This is a genomic window from Pseudomonas sp. B21-017 (genome assembly GCF_024749245.1).
GTDB lineage: Bacteria > Pseudomonadota > Gammaproteobacteria > Pseudomonadales > Pseudomonadaceae > Aquipseudomonas.
Genome location: NZ_CP087194.1, coordinates 3,307,592 through 3,330,351, shown reverse-complemented (window position 1 = coordinate 3,330,351; position 22,760 = coordinate 3,307,592). Strand labels below are relative to the sequence as shown.

The 22,760-nt window shown below is 53.6% G+C and carries 17 protein-coding genes and 1 pseudogene; 7 read left to right on the top strand and 11 right to left on the bottom strand.

Going from position 1 to position 22,760, the window contains the following annotated elements; translation table 11 throughout:
• Positions 1-194 precede the first annotated feature (194 nt).
• The 4 genes from LOY28_RS14975 to LOY28_RS14960 form a co-directional block, all read right to left on the bottom strand.
• Positions 195-1,217 carry a transketolase family protein gene (locus LOY28_RS14975; RefSeq protein ID WP_258612021.1) on the bottom strand — a complete coding sequence of 341 codons (1,023 nt, stop codon included), beginning with the start codon at positions 1,215-1,217 and terminating at the stop codon, positions 195-197.
• The gene (locus LOY28_RS14970; protein WP_258612020.1) at positions 1,214-2,062 is read right to left on the bottom strand and encodes a transketolase; all 849 of its coding nucleotides are present in this window, start codon (positions 2,060-2,062) and stop codon (positions 1,214-1,216) included. The genes LOY28_RS14975 and LOY28_RS14970 overlap by 4 nt, the downstream gene beginning before the upstream one ends.
• Positions 2,063-2,080: 18 nt before the next feature.
• Positions 2,081-3,379, bottom strand: a complete 1,299-nt coding sequence (locus tag LOY28_RS14965; protein ID WP_032831189.1) for an MFS transporter — start codon at positions 3,377-3,379, stop codon at positions 2,081-2,083.
• A gap of 97 nt (positions 3,380-3,476) precedes the next feature.
• A complete protein-coding gene (locus LOY28_RS14960) occupies positions 3,477-4,226 on the bottom strand; it encodes an SDR family NAD(P)-dependent oxidoreductase (protein WP_258612019.1) in 750 nt (249 codons plus the stop codon).
• Positions 4,227-4,424: 198 nt separating this feature from the next.
• Between LOY28_RS14960 and LOY28_RS14955 the strand changes: the two genes are divergently transcribed.
• Both LOY28_RS14955 and LOY28_RS14950 read left to right on the top strand, forming a co-directional pair.
• Positions 4,425-5,339 (top strand): LysR substrate-binding domain-containing protein, encoded by a 915-nt coding sequence (locus LOY28_RS14955; RefSeq protein WP_019579140.1) that lies wholly within the window; start codon positions 4,425-4,427, stop codon positions 5,337-5,339.
• Positions 5,340-5,456: 117 nt separating this feature from the next.
• Positions 5,457-5,765: a DUF1652 domain-containing protein gene (locus LOY28_RS14950; RefSeq protein WP_258612018.1), complete on the top strand. Its 309-nt coding sequence runs from the start codon at positions 5,457-5,459 to the stop codon at positions 5,763-5,765.
• 10 nt (positions 5,766-5,775) lie between these two features.
• On the opposite strand, the gene LOY28_RS14945 is transcribed toward LOY28_RS14950, so the two are convergent.
• The 3 genes from LOY28_RS14945 to LOY28_RS14935 all read right to left on the bottom strand — a co-directional run bounded on the left by LOY28_RS14945 (position 5,776) and on the right by LOY28_RS14935 (position 8,407).
• Positions 5,776-5,985 (bottom strand): hypothetical protein, encoded by a 210-nt coding sequence (locus LOY28_RS14945; protein ID WP_258612017.1) that lies wholly within the window; start codon positions 5,983-5,985, stop codon positions 5,776-5,778.
• Positions 5,986-6,482: 497 nt separating this feature from the next.
• The gene (locus tag LOY28_RS14940; RefSeq protein WP_258612016.1) at positions 6,483-7,829 is read right to left on the bottom strand and encodes a patatin-like phospholipase family protein; all 1,347 of its coding nucleotides are present in this window, start codon (positions 7,827-7,829) and stop codon (positions 6,483-6,485) included.
• A gap of 146 nt (positions 7,830-7,975) precedes the next feature.
• Positions 7,976-8,407 carry a hypothetical protein gene (locus LOY28_RS14935; protein ID WP_258612015.1) on the bottom strand — a complete coding sequence of 144 codons (432 nt, stop codon included), beginning with the start codon at positions 8,405-8,407 and terminating at the stop codon, positions 7,976-7,978.
• Between the two features lie 1,155 nt (positions 8,408-9,562).
• Between LOY28_RS14935 and rmuC the strand changes: the two genes are divergently transcribed.
• Both rmuC and LOY28_RS14925 read left to right on the top strand, forming a co-directional pair.
• Positions 9,563-11,695 (top strand): DNA recombination protein RmuC, encoded by a 2,133-nt coding sequence (rmuC, locus tag LOY28_RS14930; protein ID WP_258612014.1) that lies wholly within the window; start codon positions 9,563-9,565, stop codon positions 11,693-11,695.
• 289 nt (positions 11,696-11,984) lie between these two features.
• Positions 11,985-13,037 (top strand): phospholipase D family protein, encoded by a 1,053-nt coding sequence (locus tag LOY28_RS14925; protein ID WP_258612013.1) that lies wholly within the window; start codon positions 11,985-11,987, stop codon positions 13,035-13,037.
• A gap of 40 nt (positions 13,038-13,077) precedes the next feature.
• On the opposite strand, the gene LOY28_RS14920 is transcribed toward LOY28_RS14925, so the two are convergent.
• From LOY28_RS14920 to LOY28_RS14905, 4 genes are all read right to left on the bottom strand, one after another.
• Positions 13,078-13,695, bottom strand: a complete 618-nt coding sequence (locus LOY28_RS14920) for a 3'-5' exonuclease (RefSeq protein WP_258612012.1) — start codon at positions 13,693-13,695, stop codon at positions 13,078-13,080.
• Between the two features lie 233 nt (positions 13,696-13,928).
• Entirely contained in the window at positions 13,929-16,262 is a 2,334-nt protein-coding gene (locus tag LOY28_RS14915) for an RNaseH domain-containing protein (RefSeq protein WP_258612011.1), read from the bottom strand.
• Positions 16,262-19,372, bottom strand: a complete 3,111-nt coding sequence (locus tag LOY28_RS14910) for a hypothetical protein (protein ID WP_258612010.1) — start codon at positions 19,370-19,372, stop codon at positions 16,262-16,264. Before LOY28_RS14910 ends, LOY28_RS14915 begins: the two co-directional genes overlap by 1 nt.
• The gene (locus LOY28_RS14905) at positions 19,365-20,357 is read right to left on the bottom strand and encodes a hypothetical protein (RefSeq protein WP_258612009.1); all 993 of its coding nucleotides are present in this window, start codon (positions 20,355-20,357) and stop codon (positions 19,365-19,367) included. Before LOY28_RS14905 ends, LOY28_RS14910 begins: the two co-directional genes overlap by 8 nt.
• A 304-nt stretch (positions 20,358-20,661) precedes the next feature.
• On the opposite strand from LOY28_RS14905, the gene LOY28_RS14900 reads away from it, so the two are divergent.
• From LOY28_RS14900 to LOY28_RS14890, 3 genes and pseudogenes are all read left to right on the top strand, one after another.
• The gene (locus LOY28_RS14900; protein WP_258612008.1) at positions 20,662-21,705 is read left to right on the top strand and encodes a hypothetical protein; all 1,044 of its coding nucleotides are present in this window, start codon (positions 20,662-20,664) and stop codon (positions 21,703-21,705) included.
• 445 nt (positions 21,706-22,150) lie between these two features.
• Positions 22,151-22,366: a hypothetical protein gene (locus LOY28_RS14895; RefSeq protein WP_103393408.1), complete on the top strand. Its 216-nt coding sequence runs from the start codon at positions 22,151-22,153 to the stop codon at positions 22,364-22,366.
• Between the two features lie 5 nt (positions 22,367-22,371).
• Positions 22,372-22,527, top strand: a pseudogene (locus LOY28_RS14890) (LysE family translocator); the annotation flags it as partial.
• Positions 22,528-22,760 lie beyond the last annotated feature (233 nt).

Sequence of the window (22,760 nt, the reverse complement as noted above, 5' to 3'; positions counted from 1 at the left end):
TATTGGCTTTGCCCAATGTCCTCGAGGTTCGCCTCTCTTAAATCCGCCTGGTCAAGCTTATGAGCATCTCACCAAAGATGCATTGGAGAAGTTAGTAATCAAGACCGCTTAACAAGTCAGGGCGTCGAAAGACGCCCTTGTTCATCGCTCTTGACAGCTAAGCCGATGCTTAGGCTCTTCTCTTTAGGCCCAGATCAAAGCCATGCTTTGATCTGGGCGCAGACCGCCTGAGTCGAAATTCCGTAACGATCATGCAGCGTAGGTAAGGCGCCAGCATCCAGGAAAGCATCGGGCAACGCGATTTGCCTGAAGGTTGGTGTTACGCCGTTACGTAGCAAGACCGTTGCAACGGCTTCACCCAATCCACCGATAATCGAGTGGTTTTCTGCGGTAACGACCAAGCGACCGGACTTCCTCGCTTCAGCGAGAATGGTTTGCTCATCCAGTGGTTTGATCGTCGGTACGTGCAGTACATCGACATCAACTCCGTCAGCTTGTAGCTCTTTGGCCGCTTCCAGTGCGCGCATCGTCATCAAGCCGGTGGAGATGATCAACACATCGTTACCGGTGCGCAGGGTTTTGGCCTTGCCGATCTCGAATTTGTAGCCGTACTCGTCCAGCACCAGCGGCACATTCCCGCGCAACAGCCGCATGTAGACCGGCCCTTGATGCGCCGCGATAGCGGGCACCGCCTGTTCGATTTCCAGTGCATCACACGGATCGACAATCATCAGGTTGGGCATGGCACGGAAGATCGCCAGGTCATCCGTGGCCTGGTGGCTTGGGCCGTAGCCAGTGGTCAGGCCGGGCAGGCCGCAGACGATTTTGACGTTGAGGTTTTCCTCGGCAATCGCCATGCAAATGAAGTCATAGGCACGGCGCGAGGCGAACACGGCGTAGGTCGTGGCGAACGGCACGAAACCTTCACGTGCCATCCCTGCTGCAGCACTCATGAGCAACTGTTCGGCCATGCCCATCTGATAGAAACGATCCGGGTGGGCCTTGGCGAAAATGTGCAGATCGGTGTACTTGGACAAGTCGGCGGACATGCCCACGATGTCTGAGCGCTGATCCGCCAGCGCGGCTAATGCATGGCCAAAAGGTGCTGAGCGGGTGGCTTGGCCTTCAGAGGCAATCGACGCGATCATTGCCGAGGTGGTCAGGCGCTTTTTGGCTGGCTCGCCAGTCGAAGTCGGACTGTGGATGGCGTTGCTCATTGCTTTTTTCCTTCTTCAAGATTGCTCAGTGCCAGATCCCATTCGTGCTCTTCCACGCGGATGAAGTGCGTCTTCTCCCGGGTTTCCAGGAAGGGCACACCTTTACCCATTTTGGTATCGCAGATGATGACTCGCGGTTGCGTGCCAGGATGGTTGCGTGCGGCATCGAACGCGGTAACCAACGCCTCCAGGTCATTGCCGTCGACACGCTGGGTGAACCAGCCAAACGCCTGCCAGCGATCGACGATGGGTTCGAACGACAGGATTTCACTTGAATAGCCATCGGCTTGCTGGTTGTTGACGTCGACGATTGCGATCAGGTTGTCGAGCTTCCAGTGCGACGCCGACATCACCGCTTCCCAGGTAGATCCTTCATTCAGCTCGCCGTCGGACAGCAGGTTGTAGACGAAGGAGGGCGACCCTTTACGTTTGAGACCCAGGCAGGCTCCGACCGCGATGCCGAGGCCCTGACCCAGTGAACCGCCGGTGATTTCCATGCCCGGGGTGTACGTCGCCATGCCCGACATCGGTAGCCGGCTATCATCCGATCCGTATGTTTCGAGCTCATCGAGCGGGATGATTTCTGCTTCGATCAACGCGGCGTACAGAGCAATCGCGTAGTGGCCAATGGAGAGGTAGAAGCGATCTCGCTCCTCCCACTCCGGATTCTCCGGCCGATAGTTCAGGGCGTGAAAGTAGGACACTGCCAGCAGGTCGGCGGCACCGAGAGCCTGACCGACGTAACCTTGCCCCTGGACTTGACCCATGCGCAGCGCATGGCGGCGAATGTCGTGGGCGCGCTCCACCAGGGTTTTGGATGAAGCGAATGAAGGATGGGTAGTCATGCTTAAAACTCCGTTGTATCAACGATTGACCAGGGCGGCGGGAATGCGCAGTACCAACAGGGCTCCGCCCACCAGTACGCCGGTGATGAGGTACATGCCGATGGCGCTGGAACCGGTCAGCGTGGTGACCCAACCAATCAGGTAAGGCGAGCAGAAGCCGGCGAGGTTGGCGAAGCTGTTGACCGCCGCGATGCCTGCGGCGGCAGACACGCCACCGAGTAACGTGGTGGGTAACATCCAGAACATCGACGTCGCGGACAGAATTCCGGAAGCAGCTAGGCAAAGACTCAGAATCGAGAGCGTCACATTTCCGCCCATCATTGCCGCCAGGGTTAGTCCGATAGCACCCGCGATCATCGGTATGATTAGGTGCCAGCGGCGTTCACGATGTTTGTCGCCACTGCGTCCGGCATACAGCATGGCCACAATTGCACAGAGGTAAGGCAGGCTGGTCAGTACGCCGATTTTCATCGGGTCGGACACTCCTGCGTTACGCACTAGGGTCGGCAGCCAGAAGGTGATTGCGTACTGGCCCATCACGACACAGAAGTAGATGGCGGCCAGTAACCAGAGACGACGGTCGCGGATGAATTCGCCCACAGAGGCATGCGTGACTTTTTTCTGGTCATCCTCGGCCAGCTCACGGTTGATCAGTGCTTTTTCGTCGTCGTTGAGCCAGCTCGCTTGATGCACGCCATCTTTGAGATAGCTCAATACCAGCAGTCCAACCACGACTGTAGGTATGGCCTCCAGCACGAACATCCATTGCCATCCCGCCCAGCCATGCATACCTGCAAAATGAGTCATGATCCAGCCGGAGAGCGGGCCACCCACCATGCCTGACAGCGGAATGGCGATAAACCACAACACGGTCATCCGGGCACGACGGTACGACGGAAACCAATAGGTCAGATACAGCAGCAGACCCGGTGCCAGACCGGCTTCAGCGATGCCGAGCAGAAAGCGCAATGCATAGAATTGCCAGGCGGTTTCGACGAAGGCGAATAGGGCGGAAACGATACCCCAGGTGATCATGATGCGCGCGATCCAGACCCGCGCACCGACCTTGTGCAGGATGATGTTACTGGGGACTTCGCAAAGGAAGTAGCCGATGAAGAACATGCCCGCACCGAGTCCATAGACTGTTTCGCTGAGCGCCAGATCGTTCATCATTTGCAGTTTGGCAAAGCCGACGTTGACGCGATCGAGGTAGGCGCATAGGTAGCACAGCATCAGAAAAGGCATCAGGCGCCAGGCGGTTTTCCGGTAGGCGTTAGAGCGCACGGTCGAAACCGCTTCGAGCGACAGGGTTGTCATGATGGTCTGATCTCTTGTTTTTATTGACCGCCAGGCCAAAGGCCCGGCTGCATCGTCGATCCAGATCCGCACGGGCCGCGAGGCCCGCCAGGTGTAATTAGTGAATCAGCATGCCGCCGTTCACATCCAGCGTGATGCCAGTCAAATATGAGGAGAGATCGCTGGCCAGAAACAATGCGGCATTCGCCACATCCTGGGCTTCACCCAGACGCCCTAGTGGGATGCCATCGATGATCGCGTGGCGGCGTTCGTCCTGCATCAGGCCACCGGTAATGTCGGTGTGAATCAGACCTGGGGCGATGGAGTTGACGCGTACCTTGTCCGGCCCCAGTTCCCGTGCCATGGCTTTCGCCAGCCCCAGCACACCTGCTTTTGCGGCACTGTAATGAGGGCCACCGAAAATGCCGCCACCACGCTGAGCCGAAACGGAAGACATGCACACAATGCTGCCTGAAGACTGTTGACGCATGGTCGGAATCACCGCCTGCGACATCAGCAAGGTGCCGCGCAGGCTGACGTCCAGTACCTTGTCGTAATCGGAAGGGCGAATGTCCAATGTCTTGAGGGGCTGGGTAATGCCGGCATTGTTGATGAGGATGTCGATGCGACCAAAGTGCTCGATGATTTTGGCGACGGCCTGCTGAACCTGCGATTCGTCTGCGACGTTGGCCGCAATCCCCAAATGACCTTCGCCCAGGGAAGCAGCGGCATCCCGTGCGGCGGATTTATCCAGATCGAGGATCACGACACGCGCGCCTTGTTGCGCGAAGGTAGTCGCCGTTGCGCGGCCAATCCCACGTGCGGAGGCGGCACCGGTGATGATCGCGACTTTGCCTTGAAGAAGCATGGGAGGGTACCTCTGATTGTTGTTATTGGGTCGACCCGCAATGAATCGATGGCCCAGCTTGTTCTCCAGGGTGACCTTGAGCAATAACGCGAATCTCACTCGGTGCTGAAAAAAATTCAGCACTCGCCAACCCAGTGAGCGGATGCTTGAATAGCTGGATGCCCGGCTTATGTCACTTGCAGCGGAATAACAATAATCATGCGTTCACCCGGCGATGCACCTCCGATACTGCCACCCCTGAAAGCCATTCAGGCCTTTGAACAGACGGCGCGCTTCGGCAATGTCGCTCGCGCAGCTGAATTACTCGACCTGACACCCTCGGCGGTTAGTCACCAGCTGGCCAAACTAGAGGCAATGATCGGCAGACAGTTGTTTTTCAGAACGGCCAGAGGCGTCACATTGACGCCGGTCGGTGAGCAATATCTCACCGAGGTTTCCGGCATCCTGCATAGCCTCGCCGTAGCCACAGAGCGCGCTACCAGTGATGTCAGCCTGGATTGCCTGCGGTTGCACTCGTCGCCCAGTTTCGGTTTGCTGTGGCTAATGCCGCGCTTGGAGCAGTTTCGCCAGAGCCATCCCGATATCCAGCTCAACCTCTCGTGCTCCTATGAATCACTGCACTTCAGTCGAGACAAGATTGATGTGGATATCCGCCATGGCATGCCCAATTGGCCTAGCTATGAAGTGCGCACGATACGCAATGAAAAGATGGCGGTGATGGCTTCCCCGAAACTATTGGCCAAGCGCCCCATCCGGGTAGTTGCGGATTTGCTGGACTGTAATCTGATTCTGTCGGAGGCCACGTTAATAAAGTGGCCGCAGTTGTTCGCACAACATGGCCTGTCGCGTCCCGAACAACCTTACACGCTAAGCTTCGACCGCTCGTATATGACGCTGGAAGCTGCCAGTCACGGCCTTGGCTTTGCGTTAGAAAGCACGCTGCTGGCCCGGGACTATCTTGCGAGAGGCGCATTGGTTGAGGTGGCGCCGGAGCTGAGCGCTTCTATCACTGCACACCATCTAGTTTTCCCTAGGGCTCATTCAAATTTCCCTCGGGTCAGGCGCTTTTTGGAGTGGATGCAGAAAGAGCTGGGGCATGACTTTGCCTATTGATGCCTGTACCCAACATGAAGACATGTGACAACTGGTCGTATTTTGCGCTGTCACACTGCTTGACGACCATTCTTTGGGAGAAAAAACTAAAGAGAAATAATGCTAAGGCCGACCATCATGCTTTCCATTCTGGAGCTCCGCCACACCATTGAATGTGGCTTCCTGCCGCTGTCTTGTAGCGGCACCGTGAATCCCGATGGATCTCTGATGATCAAGGTATTCGAGCCATCCTCTGGTCAAGTGGAATTGCTGGTCACTGGTATCTCGACGGCGAATCTCACATCGAGCCGAGCCATTGCCAATCTAATTAGCGAGCTTCGCTCAGAGATGGCCACGACGAGGGTTTCTTTTGCTCAGCAGGCTCGGAGCACAATCAGCAAGCGCACGTTTTCAGTGACCCAAGGTCAGCAAGATCTTTCGGCGTAGGGGGGGTGAATTATTCCGGTGTCATCAACACAGCGAGCGTCATGTTGATGAACTCTTCATTGGTTCTGATCGCGTCCAGGGCACCGCGCACATTGCCTCCAACCTCACCCGATCCACGCTGCTCGACCCAGAGTGTCAGTTCCATAATGGCAGCCTCAAGGGCTTGCTGGTTTTCGTTGATCTTGAATAGCAGGGAAGGGAGCAGATCTGAGTTTGGCATCGCGATTCCTCCATGGAAAAAGGACAGCGTAACAGTCGGACAATTTAAATGGATCGTGTTATTTGGCTAGTGCCTGAACTGCTGCGCACGCTCTGCTCCGTGTAACGCCAGCTAGTAGCTCAACTGTGAGCGTAGCTAGGTACCACCTTTCTAGCAGGGAACCCCTCTCGGTGGATGAACTCTAGCTGAACTTAGGCGTAGGGAAGGCAGCTTCTGAGTCGGCATGGTTAGGCTGAACCCGTTAGCTACTGACCGCTTACGACCAATTTTGTTGAAAAAGTCGACTTGGCCCGCAGGCCTACGCATTGAGCGGTGGGAACGCCACTTTTGCACGCTGCCACAGCAAACCCTATGCCATCTACTTCATGAGGAGTGGGGGCGGCCCCTTCATGTGGTTCAGCAGCCTGCCCGAACTTGTCGAAAACATGGGGAATTTCCGTTGAGATCTATGTTAGATGTTGAGCTTTACAAGCTTCTTATCATTTGGATGAGATGTCTTATTTTGATTTTTTCGCAAAGCTGGTAAATATATCTGCATTCTCCTTCACAATAAAGGTGCCAAGCTCGGTAAGGTTTCGATGTTCAGCAAAGCTATAGTCTAACTTGGCTGTGCTAAATTGCGGGTCGAAAGCGAATTCCCCACGATCAAACATGTTTCTTAAAAAGCTAGATTTATTGTAGGGCCTCTTGGCAGCAAACTTGTTAAACGCAGCTAGTGATTTTAGCTTGATATAAAGGATGTCTGGTACTTTGCTATCGCCCGAAACGAGGTGCAGAGGCTCGTTTGCACGGTCGAGTTTTTTAATGACAAACTCTGGCAGAGGGATGTGGTTGCGTTGCATCAATGTACGCAAACCTTCAAATTTCTGACGTGAACCACCTGCAATTTTGTGCTCTGGGTCGTGCTCTGCATCGATAGCGATAATATAGCCACAACCGCGATTCACAAGCGACTCAATGCCAAGGTTATTATAGTGGCCGCCATCTGCGACATCTAAACGATTCGATTTTGGTGGGTTTTGTGTAGGTGTTTTTTGCCCGGTAGCGAAGTTTATTATCTCCCGACTCAACCCATGCCCTGAGACCTCATTGCCCAAGCCAGGAACGTGAACTGCTACTGCGGCCCCAGAAATGGCAATAGCATCGCGGATTCGAATAGTATCATCGTCGGCGAGCATATTCTCAGTATCCAGGTAGCCAAGAGAGCGAGAGCCGCAGTATAAACGGGTCATTTCGAAGCACTCCTGGGTAATATCGTAAGCATCGGGTCGGCGGAAGTTTAATGTTCCGTTGACGATAAGAAAGGGTCTGTCATCATCCTTAATCAGATTTGGATCATTAAGTGGGTTGTAACGTCCATAATCACCGTACTCACGAAGAAAAGTTCGCGCAAGAAGTCGACCAAATAGATCGCTCACATAGTTATTGTTAGGGCGGGTAAGCGCTGCCTCTTCCATAAGGCGAAGTGGGTTGACCAACAGAGATTCAAAACCCTCCTCAATAAAATTCGCACGATCTTCTGGGATGTTGAAGAAGTAATCGAGGTTTTCGGCCATCGCGAATGGTGTAGCTATCCAAGCGCCTCCGGATACGGCAGAAATATAATCTATTTTTTCCAGCACGCCGAGTTCGTAGAGACCACGAAGGATTCCGTAACAAAAAATAGCTGATCGATATCCACCACCAGAAAGAGCAATACCGAGCGTATTCTTGGTTTTGCCATTACGCTTCAACGCGGAGCTCTCTGGCCATTTATTAGCTATTTTTACCCCTAACTTACCGAAGTCATTATTAAAAAAAGGAGTGTACTCAATGTATTTTTTGTTACCTGCTTTAGGTGCCATTTTTTGCATTCCTATTTTTCATTCAGATTAAAGAGTGGGCGCGCCAAATGTTTGCAGGCTTTACTGGTTACGATTTTCATACCTGTCCTTGTTACCTTCGTAGAGATCTCAGAACAAACGAAAATTAGCCTTGAATGATCTGTTTTTCAAACATCAGACTTTGTAGATGTATCCGAAAGTGAAGCATTTACAGACACGATGGGGAACTTTTTCTCCATCTCTTTTATGAATTCGCTCAGTAGTATCGAGACTTCTCCGACATCCGCGTCTTGAAAAATCAATTTGTTTTTATATCCCTCCAAAGTTGCAACCATTTCCCAGTGCCACCGAGCACGTTTACCGAACGCGAAGCTTTTTTCGATAACAATCATTGTGCCGGGTATAGCTGCTAATAAGGCAAGAAACAAAGCTGAAGCAGCTTGTGCGGCAGTAAGGATCGCAGCGAAAAAGCTAGCAAGAATTGTCAACCATACGAATATCTGAGCACAGAAGAAGTCTGATCGTGCCCACTTTTCATCGTAGCCAATACGGGTGGTTATTTTATCAATAAGTTCAGTTCTTTTTTGTTCTGCTTCCATAACAAAAATCTCCATCAGAATTGCAAGTGACTCGCAAGTCAAAAACCGTATTGGCAAGTGTTTGTATGGAAGGTGTAGGCTCGATTTTTACCTCTGTCAAGAGGTGTTTTATTTTTATGTTTGTAGTAAGCAAAAACTGAACCGATACGTTTGTTTGTTAATTCGCAGGTGTTACACATTTCCTAAGTGTGTGCGCGTCGATTTCGTTAAACTCAATCTATAATGGGGAGCAATGCTATTACATAGGGCAAGTAAAAAGCGAATATATATTTCGTTTCTTTATAAGGCGCAAGTAGGGGAGGCGCCAAGTATTAATTTTGGGCATTTCGGATGTCGTCTGGGGACAGAGTGATGATATCGGAATGACTCCCAAAGCAGTCACGATCAGAGCACTCAATCATCACTTTATGATGATCGTCACAAAAGACCCCCATCCTTTTGCATCTACCACTTGAGCGGCTCCCTCCAAAACATCAGCTCATCTTTACCTCTGTTATTCTCAATCTGTATAACCACCTAAAGGTACAGCGAAGCCTCTGCTTGCTGCTATTCAAACCAAGGCTGTGCTTTTCGGAGTCGTATTTTCGTGTGATCTGATCTTGCCATGAGGTCAGGATCATGGGATTGCGGTCTCAATTTGATCGCCATTCTAATCAGCGAGTAGAGGTTGCAGATTACCCAGGTGGTGCTTTTTTTAAGTGATGTCTTGCAGCCAGAAGCATTTGCTGTCAAACAGCTTCGCACAGAGATGGTCGCGATGAAGGCCTCGTTTGCGTAATTGGCTTAGAGTGCAGTCAGCGAACGCTGAAACTGGACACGTTTCCACCCACTAAGCAGTACACGCGGATCAGCGCCGTAGCGCTGCCAGATTTAAAGTGTTCCAACTCGCCCCTCGGGTTACCTGCAATCCTCGTAGTAATCCAAGCTGCCGCAAGTCATTGAAAAGCGTAAATATCTAGCCGTTGATTTCAACTGGCATGAGGCCGCTATAGTTTTCATTGCAGGACTGATCGCAGGCGCTCGTCATTCGTGTATCAAGCGCGACGTCCCTCAGCATCCTGTAGAACACATTTTTTATCCTTGGGGTCAGCTACGCTAAAGACCTGAGACCTCATTCGCCTTAAATAATTACAATTTGGACGTAGGAGAATGGATATGGAAAATTTGGTGATTCTCATCGTATTGCCATTGGTGACCTTCATCGCGGCTTGGGCGATCGCCAGTTGGCGTGCTCAGCGCAACAACCAGCAACTACAGACTGATCTGGAAGTGACACAGGCCGATTTGACGCGTGTCCAGGCAGAGTTATCGCAACAACAGACCACGCTTGGCACCCTGTCTAAAGAGAAAGCAGCACTGGATATTGCTTTTGGACGGTTGGAAACGGAACGGGATAGCGGCAAGGCACGGATCGACCGCCTTGAGGGTGATATGGTCGCCCTACAAGCTGAGATAGATCGCTTGCGAAAATCCGAACAAGCGGCCAGAGAGACGAGCTCGAAAGCACAAGAGGCGGCCGACAAGCTGCAAGACCAGTTAGCCAGTAACAGTACCGCCTTCAAAGAACGTCTCGAAGAGAAGGATCAGCGCATTTCAGATCTGGATCAAAAGCAGGTCGCCGCAGAGGTGCAACAAACCAATACAGCGAAGCTGCTGTCCGAAAGTCGCGAGGCACTGAAACAAGCCCAGACCCAGCTCGAAGAGAAACAGGTCGTTCAAGAGCGTTTTGAACGTGATTGGGGTGCCCAGAAAGCCGAACTCGAAGCCCTGCGTAAAACAGAAAAACAGGCTCGTGAGGTCGGAGCTACGGCACAGGAATCGGCGAACAAGTTGAAAGAACAACTTGTCATTAACGGTACGACTTCGAAGGAGCGCATCGAAGAGAAAGATCAGCGCATCGCGGAGTTGGATGAAAAGCTGGCGACCGCCGACGTAGTGCAAAAGCATACTGCTGCTCAACTGGCTGAAATTCGCGAGACGCTGAAGAAAGCGCAGACGCAACTGGAAGAAAAACAGGAAGCACTCACCAACTACAAAACCTGGTGGGAGCAGTCCAAGGGCGAATTGAAGACTACGCAAGACAGATATGCGGCGCTGGACAACGCCCATGGCCAGCTCAAGACCTCGTTGGATGAAAAGCAGCAACACTTTGACGCGCAATTGAAGCTGTTGCAGGAGAATCGCGAGGAGTTAACCAAAGAGTTCGAACGCCTAGCCAACGAGGTTCTAGAGCGTAAAGGCAAAGCGTTTAAAGAGTTGAATCAGGAGAGCATCACCAACCTGCTCAATCCTCTCCATACCGAAATGAAAGGCTTTAAGGCGAAGGTGGAGGATATTCACGCTAAAGATGCGGAGCAGCGCATCGAGCTCAGAACTGAGCTGAAGAATCTACAAACGCTCAACAAGGAAATCACCGATCAGGCCGACAAGCTGACTACCGCCCTGCAAGGCCAAAAGAAGGTACAGGGCAACTGGGGTGAGCTAATGCTGGAGAACGTACTGGACAACTCGGGCCTGCGACTTGATATCGACTACAAACGGGAAGTCAGCTTCACCACTGAAGAGGGCCGACAACGTCCCGATGCGATCGTTTACCTGCCACAAAAACAGCATCTGATCATCGATGCAAAGACGTCGTTAATGTCCTACACCCAGTATGTAAACGCCGATAACGATTTGGAACGCGGTCAAGCGTTGGCGGCCCATACCAAGGCGGTGAGTGACCGGGTCAATGAGTTGGCCGATCGAGATTATTTCAAGCTGCCTGGCCTGAACTCACCCGAGGTGGTGATCATGTTTATTCCGATCGAATCCGCCTACGTCGAAGCCCTTAAGTACGACGAAACCCTGTTCCAGCGGGCTATCGAGCGTAACGTGCTGGTTGCCACACCCACCACCCTGTTGACCAGTCTTAACATCGTCCGCCAGCTGTGGCGGTTCGAGGATCAGAACAAGCACACCGCCGAGTTGGCCAACCGAGCTGAGAAGTTTTACAACAAGCTCAATGGCTTCCTGACCAGCATGCAGGGGGTGGGCAACCAGTTGGACAGGGCCCGTGACAGTTACGACAGAGCCTTCGGTCAGCTGTATACCGGAAAAGGGAACCTGATCAAACAAGCCGCCGAGTTTAAAGACCTGGGTGTGTCCGTCCAGAAAGAGCTGCCAGCCGATCTGGTCGAACGCGCAAACTTAGAGCTAAGCAGTGCCGTCGTTGAACTCGCAGAGGTTGAAACTACGGTATTGATAGCCTCATCTGACTCCATCCGAGCTAATGGTTCACACCAATAGGAGGCGATAGACACGCGATTGATTCAGCTTGAAGATCCGATGGTGGCCGTCTCCAAGGCGAGCTGGCTTTCATTGGTCTTGCATTTCAGGCAAGGGAATACTCCTCAGAATGTGGATAAAGGACGCTAGCTAGTCGAGGTTACGTGTGGTGGCTGACGTCCTTTAGGTACCAATATTTCCATAGGGTGCCGTCCGATTATTCAATCAGCGGGCACTGATCACCTCCACCGCTCTCCCGTTCCAATCTGGGAGGGTTGCAATACCATTGCCAACGGAAGGACTCTGCTCAATGTTCTTGGGAAGTCGCGAACAAATTTTGTCGGCAATCAAAGATCTCATTCAGGCCCCCGATGCCGATTACGGCGTGGCGGTCGCTTTCTGGGGTAATGGCTCAGAGGCTCTGATACCCCGCCAAGGAGCCGGCAGACTGATTTGCAATCTGAGTCACCCTGGAACCAACCCTTATGCTGTAGAACGCATCATGGCGCAGCCTGGCATCCGCATGAGGCAATCTAGCCGACTGCATGCCAAGGTAGTTGTTTCCAATGCGGGCGCTATCGTGGGGTCAGCCAACTTCTCTGACGCTGCTCTCGGGTTCGAGGGGCAGGCATTGGGCTGGAATGAAGCCGGGGTGTTGCTCGACCCTGAGCGCGATGAGTTCAAGCAAGCCCTGGACTGGTTCGAGAGCACTTGGGACAAGGCAGCCGAAATCGAAGCTACCGATCTGGTGGCAGCAAAGGAAATTTGGAGCGCTAGGGGCTTTCCGGATAAGCCAGTAAAAGAGGATGAGCCAAAAACAGAAGAAGCCGAGGTGCAAACGGTGAGAGCACCTATGCCAAACGAAGACACCCCGGAGTTGTATGAAAGCGATTTGTTCGATGACAAACCGCTGAAGCCAGTGAAGCTGAAGAAGGAGTTCAGCTCTAGTAGCAAGGAGTCTCTCCCTAAGTATGAAAACAAGTTGAGAATGGCAAACGCAGATATCCAGTGGCTATTCGATAACCTGATCAGCAATAGATCGGAGGAGGAGCAGCTTAACGGCCTTCCTAAAGACTGGCGCCGATACTCCACCTCGCACGCTGCAAACATCATCTGGATAGCGACAGGCCACAAAGCTCAGACAAACATCGATGGCTTTCCAGTAGTGGGAGAACCCGAGTTCATTGTTGATCGGGCCAAACAATTGAAAACGTACGACCACGTCTACAATTTCTTAGAAAGGTTGGCAGATGAAAAGGTGAGCGGAGTTAAGGCTTCTGTCAGATACGGGGCGAAGGAGGCGTTACGCCAGATCACAGCCCCATGCCTGACCAGTCGGACGCGATCAGAGCCTTCTAAATGAGCCAGGTTGCTCCTTCGGGCCAATGGGCCCGGCTCACCAATCAGCCGAGCATCTCTTTAATGATGGATGCAACGTTCCTGGCATCGTTGATTCCTCGGTGATAGGTACCCTGCCAGACCAAGCCCAGCGACTCCACCGTTTGCATAAGTCCTTTCGGTCGATTGTCATATAGGCCGGCATGCCATTTCCTGGCATTGAAATGTGGCAAGCCTTCGAGCAGGGAAGGGCACGCAGCAAAGCCAGCATCGCGCTCAAGCTGTCGTGCATCATAGTCACCCCATGACGCCCAAGCCGCATTTGGATAGCGCATAGTGAACGTTCGTAGCTCTTCGCCAACCTCTTGATAGGTTCCTGTGCTGTCCACATCCGCTTGTTGAATGGATGTGAGCTTTATGCAGAAATCGGTAAGGGTGGGTTTGATTTGAGGTCGGACGAAACGCTGAAATTCATCGACGATCTCAAGCGTTTCCAGATTGATCACCACCAGGCCAATTTCGATCGTTTCCATCTGATCAGGGACGACTTCAAGCGGCCTTGGTGATTCCGACTCATCAACCTCATCACAGGTAGCCTCAAGGTCTACGCAATAGAGGTAGCGGTATGGCGCTAGGAGATTTTGGATGGATTGAAGGTGAAGAAGCTTGGCTTGGATGCTCATGGCTGGGAAGACCTTATTTAGAGTCTGTTCAGGTTACACCGAGCAATTGATCCGATGCGGCATTAGGAAAGGATCAAAAAACGAGAGAGCAGAGCAAGCCGCCACACCGCACTGTGCATCATTGAGGATCGTCGACGTTCCCATGATCATGACGCTCTGCATGATGCAATTTAGGAGCGCTGTGACACCACGGGTGAATGATCAAGACAGGCGTTTCCCTATCGTAATGCCCCTTAGCTTATCGAACTGCGCAACGCCTCAACGAGAGGATGGTCAGCTCCAATTTTCTTGCCAAGATGCATCGGCCCCGGCAACCGAAGATACCAGTCCCATAAAGGCGCGTGCCGGCACAGCAAGCCAATCTGTTCAGCTACCGCAGATTCACCCTTGAAGCATCCCACCTGCATAACGAACAGCTCAGTGACCCCGAGCTGATGCCATGGCTTATCCATCCCATACTCAGTTGTGTATCGGTTCGCATCACGGTGTGAACGCTCCTTGTTGAATACCTTGGAAGGTGCCACAAAATAATGGACGCGGGCGTCGTCCTGCGCTCGGTAGAGCCCGATGTGATTTCCAATATGAACTGGGTGGTGAGGTGAAGCTGAATGGTTGCCCGTCATCAGCGCGCTATTCGTATCTGAGCGCACCCGGACGATCGCAGCATCTTCTGGTACCGGCGGCAGCCCACCGCCCAGGGTGTCCTGCAGCCCTCTATAAATCGAGGACAGGTTCTTGTCGAGACAGACAATCAGCGGTTGACCGGGAATCGGCGTCGGCGAGAGGAACGTCTGACTGACCAGCTTTGTCACTTCGGAATCGCTGAGGAGCTCTGGAGTACTGTGAATGTGCGCGATCGCTTCTTCGTAGGGATACCACCGGCCAATCGTTTTCGTTCTATCGCTAAACCAAAACACCTCGGGGCGTTGTGAACCTGTCTGTAGCCGAGTGATGAGTGGAAGATTTGCCGGCCCTTTGATGGAGACGCGCTCCAGATATATGGACAGAATGACGCAGTCCGGCGGCACCGCCTTGCACTGCGGCAACGGCAAGGGAATTAGACCGTGTAGCCGAATCGTGTCGATCAACGCATTCGTGGCGGGATGGTCTTGGTCAGGTTTGCCCGTTGAACTACGATTGGGAACAGCGCGAGGGTGGAAGATAAACTGCGTTCTGATGCCATGCAGGGCGAACAGACTGCGCAGCTTGTGTTTGGGATCAAAATCAGACTTCTTAGCCACCTCAGGCGTCGTTTCCACGATCGCCACCTTGACCCCACTGCGCAGCACTTCAGGTAGTACCTGCTCTGCAAACCACTGCGCAAGCCCCTGATTATCTCTGCAAGGATTCAGGAGCCAATTACTCGCATCCGCGACCGATAGCCGTTCTAGCACAAACGTCGGCGCTGGCGCCTTCTTGAAAAAACCGCTGACCTTGCCCACTGCCTCAGCGGCATTGTGAAGTCGCACCATCAGATCTGATGAGGCAGCAAGCACCATCACCTTGATGGAAAGCGGTTCGACCGGGGCTGTCTTCTGGCGCAGGAAGCTCCTGATGGTTTGCTCGGCGAGCATCGGCTCAGCACCCGGGATACATTCAGCCACGTGGAAGCTTGCTTGGTCGAAAAAGATAGGGCCGGCGCCGGCGCCAATTAGGGCAAAGGAAGGAGTAGAGGCGTGAATAGGCCTGATCAGGCTGCTTATTGGAATGTCGCCCTCAATGATCGCAGGAAGAGGCTCTGCCCCGAGATAACCTAAAAGTCGACTGGTAGGGTACACATACTCTGTCACGAACTTGCCGTCCACAGGGGGCAGTGTCCTGACCTTGCAGCAAACAACGCTGCTGCCTGTATTCACCCAAGCATGCTTCTTCTGTCCCACCCAACTTGGCATGACCCGATTGACGTGTACTCGAAGGTCTAGATAGGGCTTGCATCGACCATGGAGCAAAGAGAGCTTCAGATCTAAAACATGGTGGGCAATAGCTGCTTGATTCGGCGTGACAATCGGGTTCTCCCAGGTCAGCAGCGTCATACCACCCCGATCATGGCGATAGTCCGCCGCCGGCATCAGTTTTACCGGTACCTGCGCCTGTGCCTGCAGTGGTTTTGCGGCCAGCAGTTGACCTGCTAACCATGGTGCGACGATATAGGCGCTCGGCAATGTCGTCTCTTCAGAAAAAAGGGCGGCAGCATCGAGCTCGGTCACATCCTGGACAACCAGACGCTTCGCCAAGTCGGGGAAGCGCACCTGATGATCCTTGAGCACTTCCGATGCCCATACCTCTAAGGCCTCATTCAACCTTTCAGGTGCGATCGGGTTAAGAAGTAGAAACGCCGGTACTCGCCCATCAGCGCTCGGACGCGCTTGAACTTTCACCGGCCCATGCGACAACACTGCAAGCAGTTCCTCAAGCCCACGCGTTGGAAGGTTTTTATCAGAGTTTGGAATGATCGCCTTGAGCGCATACCAAGCATCGTAGAAAGAGCGATCGAGCACTGCCTGATAGGCGTGTCCCAGTTGGGCAGGATCGAAACGAAACAGGTTGGTGCGCAGTACTGTATTCATTAGCTCTCCTTGCGTGACATCAAAATGTAATTTTCCATCGCTGTAGCGATGCCGGCATGCTCCCTGCGAAAGTCGTCCCATTCACCATCCTGCCTCATCAGGCACACACTGGCGTCGAGGAGGGTGGCCCAAGTGCTATTGCCTTCAAAAAAAGCTGCATCCGCAAATAAGCAGGTGATCGAAGTCTCACCCCGCCGACCTCGACCTGCCAACTGCGCAATGTCCACCAGGATGTTCATGATGGTGTAGTGCCGAACATTTTTCGGCTGATGAGAGAAGCTTGGCAGGGCTTTACGAATTGCATTCAGGTTATGGTAGGCCAGCGCCCGGGAAGCCTCCATCGCCTCACCAGGTGTTGCATACGACTGCAGTTTCTTGCAGTTCTCGTAGCAAATATGAGCATGAGTGTCGGCGGGGTGATCAGAGGGTGGAAGAGGGCGCACACATACAATGATGCTCCCAACTGCCGAACGCCCATTCTCATACACGATGTTGTGTCCCCGAGCGATTGGGGACAGGGCGCTCACTAGGATGCATGCGTCGCGATGCTCTCCTGTGAGCAGCGTCGGAAGGTCATGATGGAGCATTGCCTGAGCGGCTGGAAACTCCGAGAGGCGGTTTGCTGCCTCTTTTCCTCGAAGCCAAAGCACACGTTTGCCGAGACTTCTGTATCCGCGAGGGATACCCTGGATAGTGCCGGTCACGTTGACTAGCGGATCGTTATTCAGGATGTTTCGAAGCGCGATAGCCAATACTTCGGCATCGGCGTCACTGTTGGTGACGAGGATGATTCGCGCGCGAGTCGGATCATTGTTATGGAGCGCGGCGAGCATTCCAGGTAGACACAGCGCGAGCTCTTGAGCGAGCTGGCGCACTTGCTGTTTTCGTGCCTGGATTTGGGTTCCCGAAACCCGTGTCGTAGTTGGCAAATCCTGGAAGGTAATCTGGCCCGAAGCATCCGGGACATCGATCAGATCTATGGCGGGCAGGTCGTAGCGACTAGCCCCAGGGAAATGCGCAGTGGCTGATAACCCAATGAAGATTCGCTCATGACCCGCGAATGCTAGAGAGGTGAGGCTGGGAAGAAGCTGCAACGTTGCGTGCGGGTCTCCCTTCAGTGTTTCGATATGGAGTGTCGATCCGCCATGCTCTCCTATCTTATGTTTAAAGCCGCAGATAGGTTGTTGCAACGGGCCGTTTCGATTTAGAGAAATGGGTGGATGCCCTTCAAGCGCATTCTGTACCTCGCGAGCGTATGGGATGTCGGCCCAGATCAGCTCTGGAATGTGTCGATGAAGCAAACGAACTTGGCGCTGTATGAGGGTCAAGGCGCCACGCAGAATCAACGCGCCCTTCAGTTCCGCCGTGATCGTGGTGCCCGTTTTCAACCGGTCAGCGGCAAGCAGCGCGCGCAGGATATTGGTGAGTTGACGGAGTATGTCTTCTGGCGATTGCAGCCCGGCCTTGATGCTCCAGTGACTCAAATTGTCGTGCAAGGCATGGAGGTGTTCTGGTAGTGACCGATCATTGAGTTGGTAAAGCGAACGCAACTCGCCACCGTCAACCTTAAGTGCGGCCTGAAGACTGGAATCTTCAGACTGCGGCCACCTCATGCCATGACGAGGCCACTGAAAATGTTTCTCCGCGTGAAGATCCAGAATCTCATCAGGTGTCTGGCCTGTGAACGTGAGCGCCCACTTGATGTTGTTCAGTTTCGTGCTCTTGATGCCTGCAACCTCGGAGCGTTGACCGAGGTCGGAATGCAGACGGGCCAGGGCGGTACTCTGCCGTTTTGATCCGAGCTCCAGCTCAGTGGTGCAGCTTTGGATAGCACGACTCAGTAGCCCATCGATCTCGTCGACCAGGAAAATCGAACGGGTGCGTAGCAGTAGTTCCTGGTAGCTGCGACGCCCTCGGATTCGATTGCCGTCTTCCAGCGGGATGCTCGTCGAGGCACTCAGCAAAGCGTCGTGATTGACCACCACAATGTTGGCCTGCAGCGCTCCAGCCAGCATCGCCGTTTTCCCGCATTTGAAGAGAAATGGGCAGTGATCCATTTTGGAGGAACGCTCGGCGCCGGCCCCCTGACTTTCTACCAGCCGCGTACGAAAGCAGGGCTCGCTACCGCGAGCTACAGGCTGCCCGTCAGATGCGTAGGCGCTCAGCAAACATACGTATCGGTAAGGATCCGCCAGGTTGTTCTTGCCAAACTGCCTTGTTGCCATTTCCGCCATGCGACTCTCAGAGTGTAGTGGGGCAACGGTGAGCGTGGGTGCCACGATATCCAGACTTCGTCGGATCTCGGTGGTCATTGCCTCAACTTCAAGCAGGCCCGGCACGCCAATTGCCACTTGCTGACATCGGCGTGCAGCGTCCACGGCCATCATGACCATTAAAACCGTTTTTCCCGAGCCTGTAGGGGCGTTGACTCGATAGAAATTCCCAGCATCGGCTTGCACGTCGGTTTCTTTGGGGATGATGTTACGTAAGCTTTGCAGGTGACTGTTGTGCACCGATGACGCTGTATCCAGCTGTTCAGCTAGCGTGTGCAGGGCCTGAATGTTCCAGCTCGCGCGAGCAAGGGCTGGCGCATTTGGAATCGGCAGGGTCTGCCCCTGTGGGGGGAGCGCTGCTCGATCCTCCTCAAGGATTTCAAACAGCTTGTAGTTGCCTTCGACCTTTGCCCTCAGCGTGAAGGCACCTTTGGCAGGGATGCGCTTACGCTCTGGCTGCGTAAAGGCACATAGGCGAGCCAGGTATTCTTGAATGAGGTCGTCTATTTCTACGACGCTCACGAGCCGGTACTGATCCCGATAGCTCAGCTGGATCAGCGGTTCATCAGTCGTCAGTTCAAACAACGTGCTGTCTCGCAACAGCAGGCTTTGGGCAGCACTTAGAAACTCTCGTGGCTCGGTCAGTTGCGGATGTATGTAGCGTAGGGCTACCCCCAGTGTCGTGAGCTCCTTGCGAGTCAGCGCTTTCAAGCCGGCCCAGTGACTCACTTGGCCGGCCGCCAATGCAGCTGCATCAGCGATGACAGGGCTCGCGCTCACATATTTTGCGGCGAGCGCCAGGAAGAGAATGCAACTCAAATCTGCAGTCTCACGCACGTCTTTTCAGCTCCTTCAGGCAGCTGGTATAGGTGTGAACCTGCAGCCCGGTTTTCTCCCGTAGGAACGGCAAGGAAGCGGCCTGATAATCTGGGATGACAATCCATCGCAACTTTGATCGTGGTAGAGCATTCAGGTGGGATGCGAGCACGTCGGGGTACCGCCAAACCTTGGCATCCAGGTCTAAATACTCCCCGTCGAGCTCGATCCTAACGTCTGCGTCATCAAAGTCAGGCCATAGGACAGGGTTAAAGCCTAGATTCTGGAGCCCCTCCGCGAGTTGGAGCTCCAGCAGCCCAGGCAACAGGGTGAATTTCCAGAACGTATCCTGAAGCACCAGAATGTCTTCAGCAGCAACGCCCGCAAGAACTGCGCCGTTACTGCGTCGCACCACTTGATCATGCTGACGATCAAATAGACTGCCAGCCTGCTCGCACCACTGCGATGTGCAAGCTATTTCGGGCTGGGTGACATTCATTGCCCAGCCGCAGCAGGGGCACAAGTACAGGTTTGTCCCCAGGATTTCATGTCGTTTGGGCGGTCTGTACAGGTCGTCCAGAGACACATCCAGCGGCTGGAAGATAAGTCTCGCAGGGCGTCGCTGGGTCGTTGGGCTTTGGATCAGGAACCGTCGGAAAGTTCTATACAGCGTCTGACCATCCGGCAGCACTTTGCAGAAATCTCTGATCCTAAGGATCAGCGCCTGAGTGAGATCCATCTGCTCATGTGCCTCGTACTCCAGGTGCATCTCCCTGCAGATGCGGCTGGGCACTAAGGACGATACGAGGAGGGCGCCCGTTAACTCACCACGAATTGTATCGGGCAGCCACTCTTCTACGGGTACCTGAAGGCTTGCTTCGAGCCGATCAGCAGTCAGGACGGGGAGCGTGGGTTCCAGTCGGTGAATACCCGCGCATGCTTGGCAGAGGAGAGCAAGCGTCTGCGCACGGTCACGCGCACCTGTCATGGCAATGTTTGCCAGCAACCAGAGCAAGCTCCTGCGGTAGGCTTCTCTCTCCATCCAGCTACCCCGACGTGGTGGCATTGGTGTGGTGAAAACGGCCTCGGTGGAGGATCTACAAGTGAGGCGTCATATCAGCATAGCCGGACGCTTACTGATTAACCGTCCGGGCAACACACCTTTTTGACACCGTCGACCCTTAACATCAGGATTTCACCGCGAAGGAAGCTCTTATGACGGGGCTTTATGATCATGCCAATGTCATAGTTTTTGGGCTTGCAAGTAGTTGGGATACCATCGTCGTATTACCTTCAGAAAGGAAAAAACCATGGTGCAGCAGCGACAAATGCCTCGCTTCGATACAGCCAAACTACGTGATAATGCGATGACCTCCATTCGCCTGGGTGTCGAAGATTTCGAGCGGTGTCGGGCGGCCGGTGGAGAGGGGGATCCAGCTCGCGCGCTCTCTGCTATCCGGAACCTGTTCGCGGGCGTGCTACTCCTGTTCAAGTATAAGATCGCGACCTGTGCTGATGACCCCTCCGATGCGGCGGCTCTGATCTTCAACGCGCCGGAAGTTCTGCCGCATTCCGATGGGGATGGAGGAATAAAATGGATACCTGTGGGGAAGTTCAAATCCACTACCATCGATGTTGGCACTATAAAAAAACGTTTTGAGGCTTTTGGCATCGAGGTCGACTGGACTGTGGTCGACAAGCTACAGGACTGCCGCAATCATTTGGAGCACCTGCATCCGGCACATACTCTGGGTGAAGTCGCCGACTTTGTAGCAGAGCTGTTCCCTGTGCTAAGGGATTTTATTCACACGGTACTGGAGGAGTCACCCGCCGCAATTCTTGGGGACGCATGGCAAATCATGCTGTTGCATCACAACTTCTTCGTGGATAACAAGCAGCGCTGCGATGACGCGTGGGCGGAGGCCGGTGTGCCTGAAGCGATGGAACCTTGGCTGGAGGAATGCAAGTGCCCAGAATGTGCCTCCACCCTCTTGGCTCCTTCGCAGGAAAATCTAGATGCGGGCGATACTGTCGAGTCAAACGATAAGCGATTCCAGGCCACCTGCATTGCCTGTGGCCATTCGCTACTGATAGCTCCGCTCATGATTGACGCTTTAGAGAAAGCCCACGCCTACGATCCTCGTGATGGGGATGAGCCTACATTGGAAGGCTGCAACCAATGCGGACGTGGCACATTCGTCATACTCGATCAGCAGTGCCTTTGGTGCGCAGCTGAACTCGACTACGCAGAATGTGAAATGTGTGAAGAGCCCCTCCGTCAGGAAGACCAAGATAAAGGAGGGCTGTGCTCCTATCATGCTCACTCTTATGAGAAGTTTACGCGGGAGGATTGACAGGTGGGCAGCGGGGCCAATCTCTACGCTGACTTGCGGTGGATGGCTCAAGCTTCGACCAAGGTCTGGATCTTATATTGTCGAAGCGAGCTGCTATAGGCAGTCATGCCGATCTATAGTCGAGATCGATTTTTTACCGTCGGTCTCGACAACCTTCAGGCATATTCTTGAGTCCAGCGACAGCGTTAGCGAAATCCCGCGCCGACTGAATCAGGCTAATCCCATCGACTCTTCCGTTTGCTTAAGTCCTTTCGACTGACTGCTGTACCCATCGAGATCACGTTTTCCTGTGTCTGATAGACCTACGCAGAGGGCAATGAAGAAGTCGCTTGTTCGGGCCAGCGGGCCAGCTGGAATGGGATTCAAAACCAGTTCGTGCAACTGAAACACTGGCGAAACATTCCGGCCATATGATTCGCGTCACCGAAACCTAGGAGGGTTGGAGATGAATCGGCCATCAAGAAGCATGCGCAAACTGCTCGACGCCGTTGCCACCAACAATGAGGCCGCGGCGCTTGATGTGATGCGTGCTGCTGAGCAGCTCCAAGACGAAGTGCTACGCCAACGGTTGCTCAACATGATTCACCGGCTCAACCAGGACGCTAATGATTTGCGAATGGCGCGCGACGATATCCAGGGCGGAGCCATAAAGCTCGCGTGATTGGCTCGGTGACGTTTCTTAGTCTGTATGCCGCACTGGTCTCTTGGGCCAAGGGCGTGTTGACCTATCCCGAGCTATCCCGGTGGGTCAGCCGGGTAGTTGGGTCGACGTTCATCTGCTTCGGAGCAGCCATCCTGACCATGCGTCGACAGGCTGCATAAGAGGAGGGCGGCTAGGTACCGATTACCGCAGCACAGGCGCCAAAACATCACCACTGATTTGATGCAGAGCCTGCCTCTTTCAAGCCAGGGTAGTCATCGAGCGCAAGGCTAGACTCACCATCGTCCATTGGCTCGCACACTGATTTATGTATCACTCCGGCTTCAGCATCCGCACGCATCTGATCGAGCTCCCTGTGAAATGCCTTGTCCTGAACCGTGGGCTTACTTGTGTA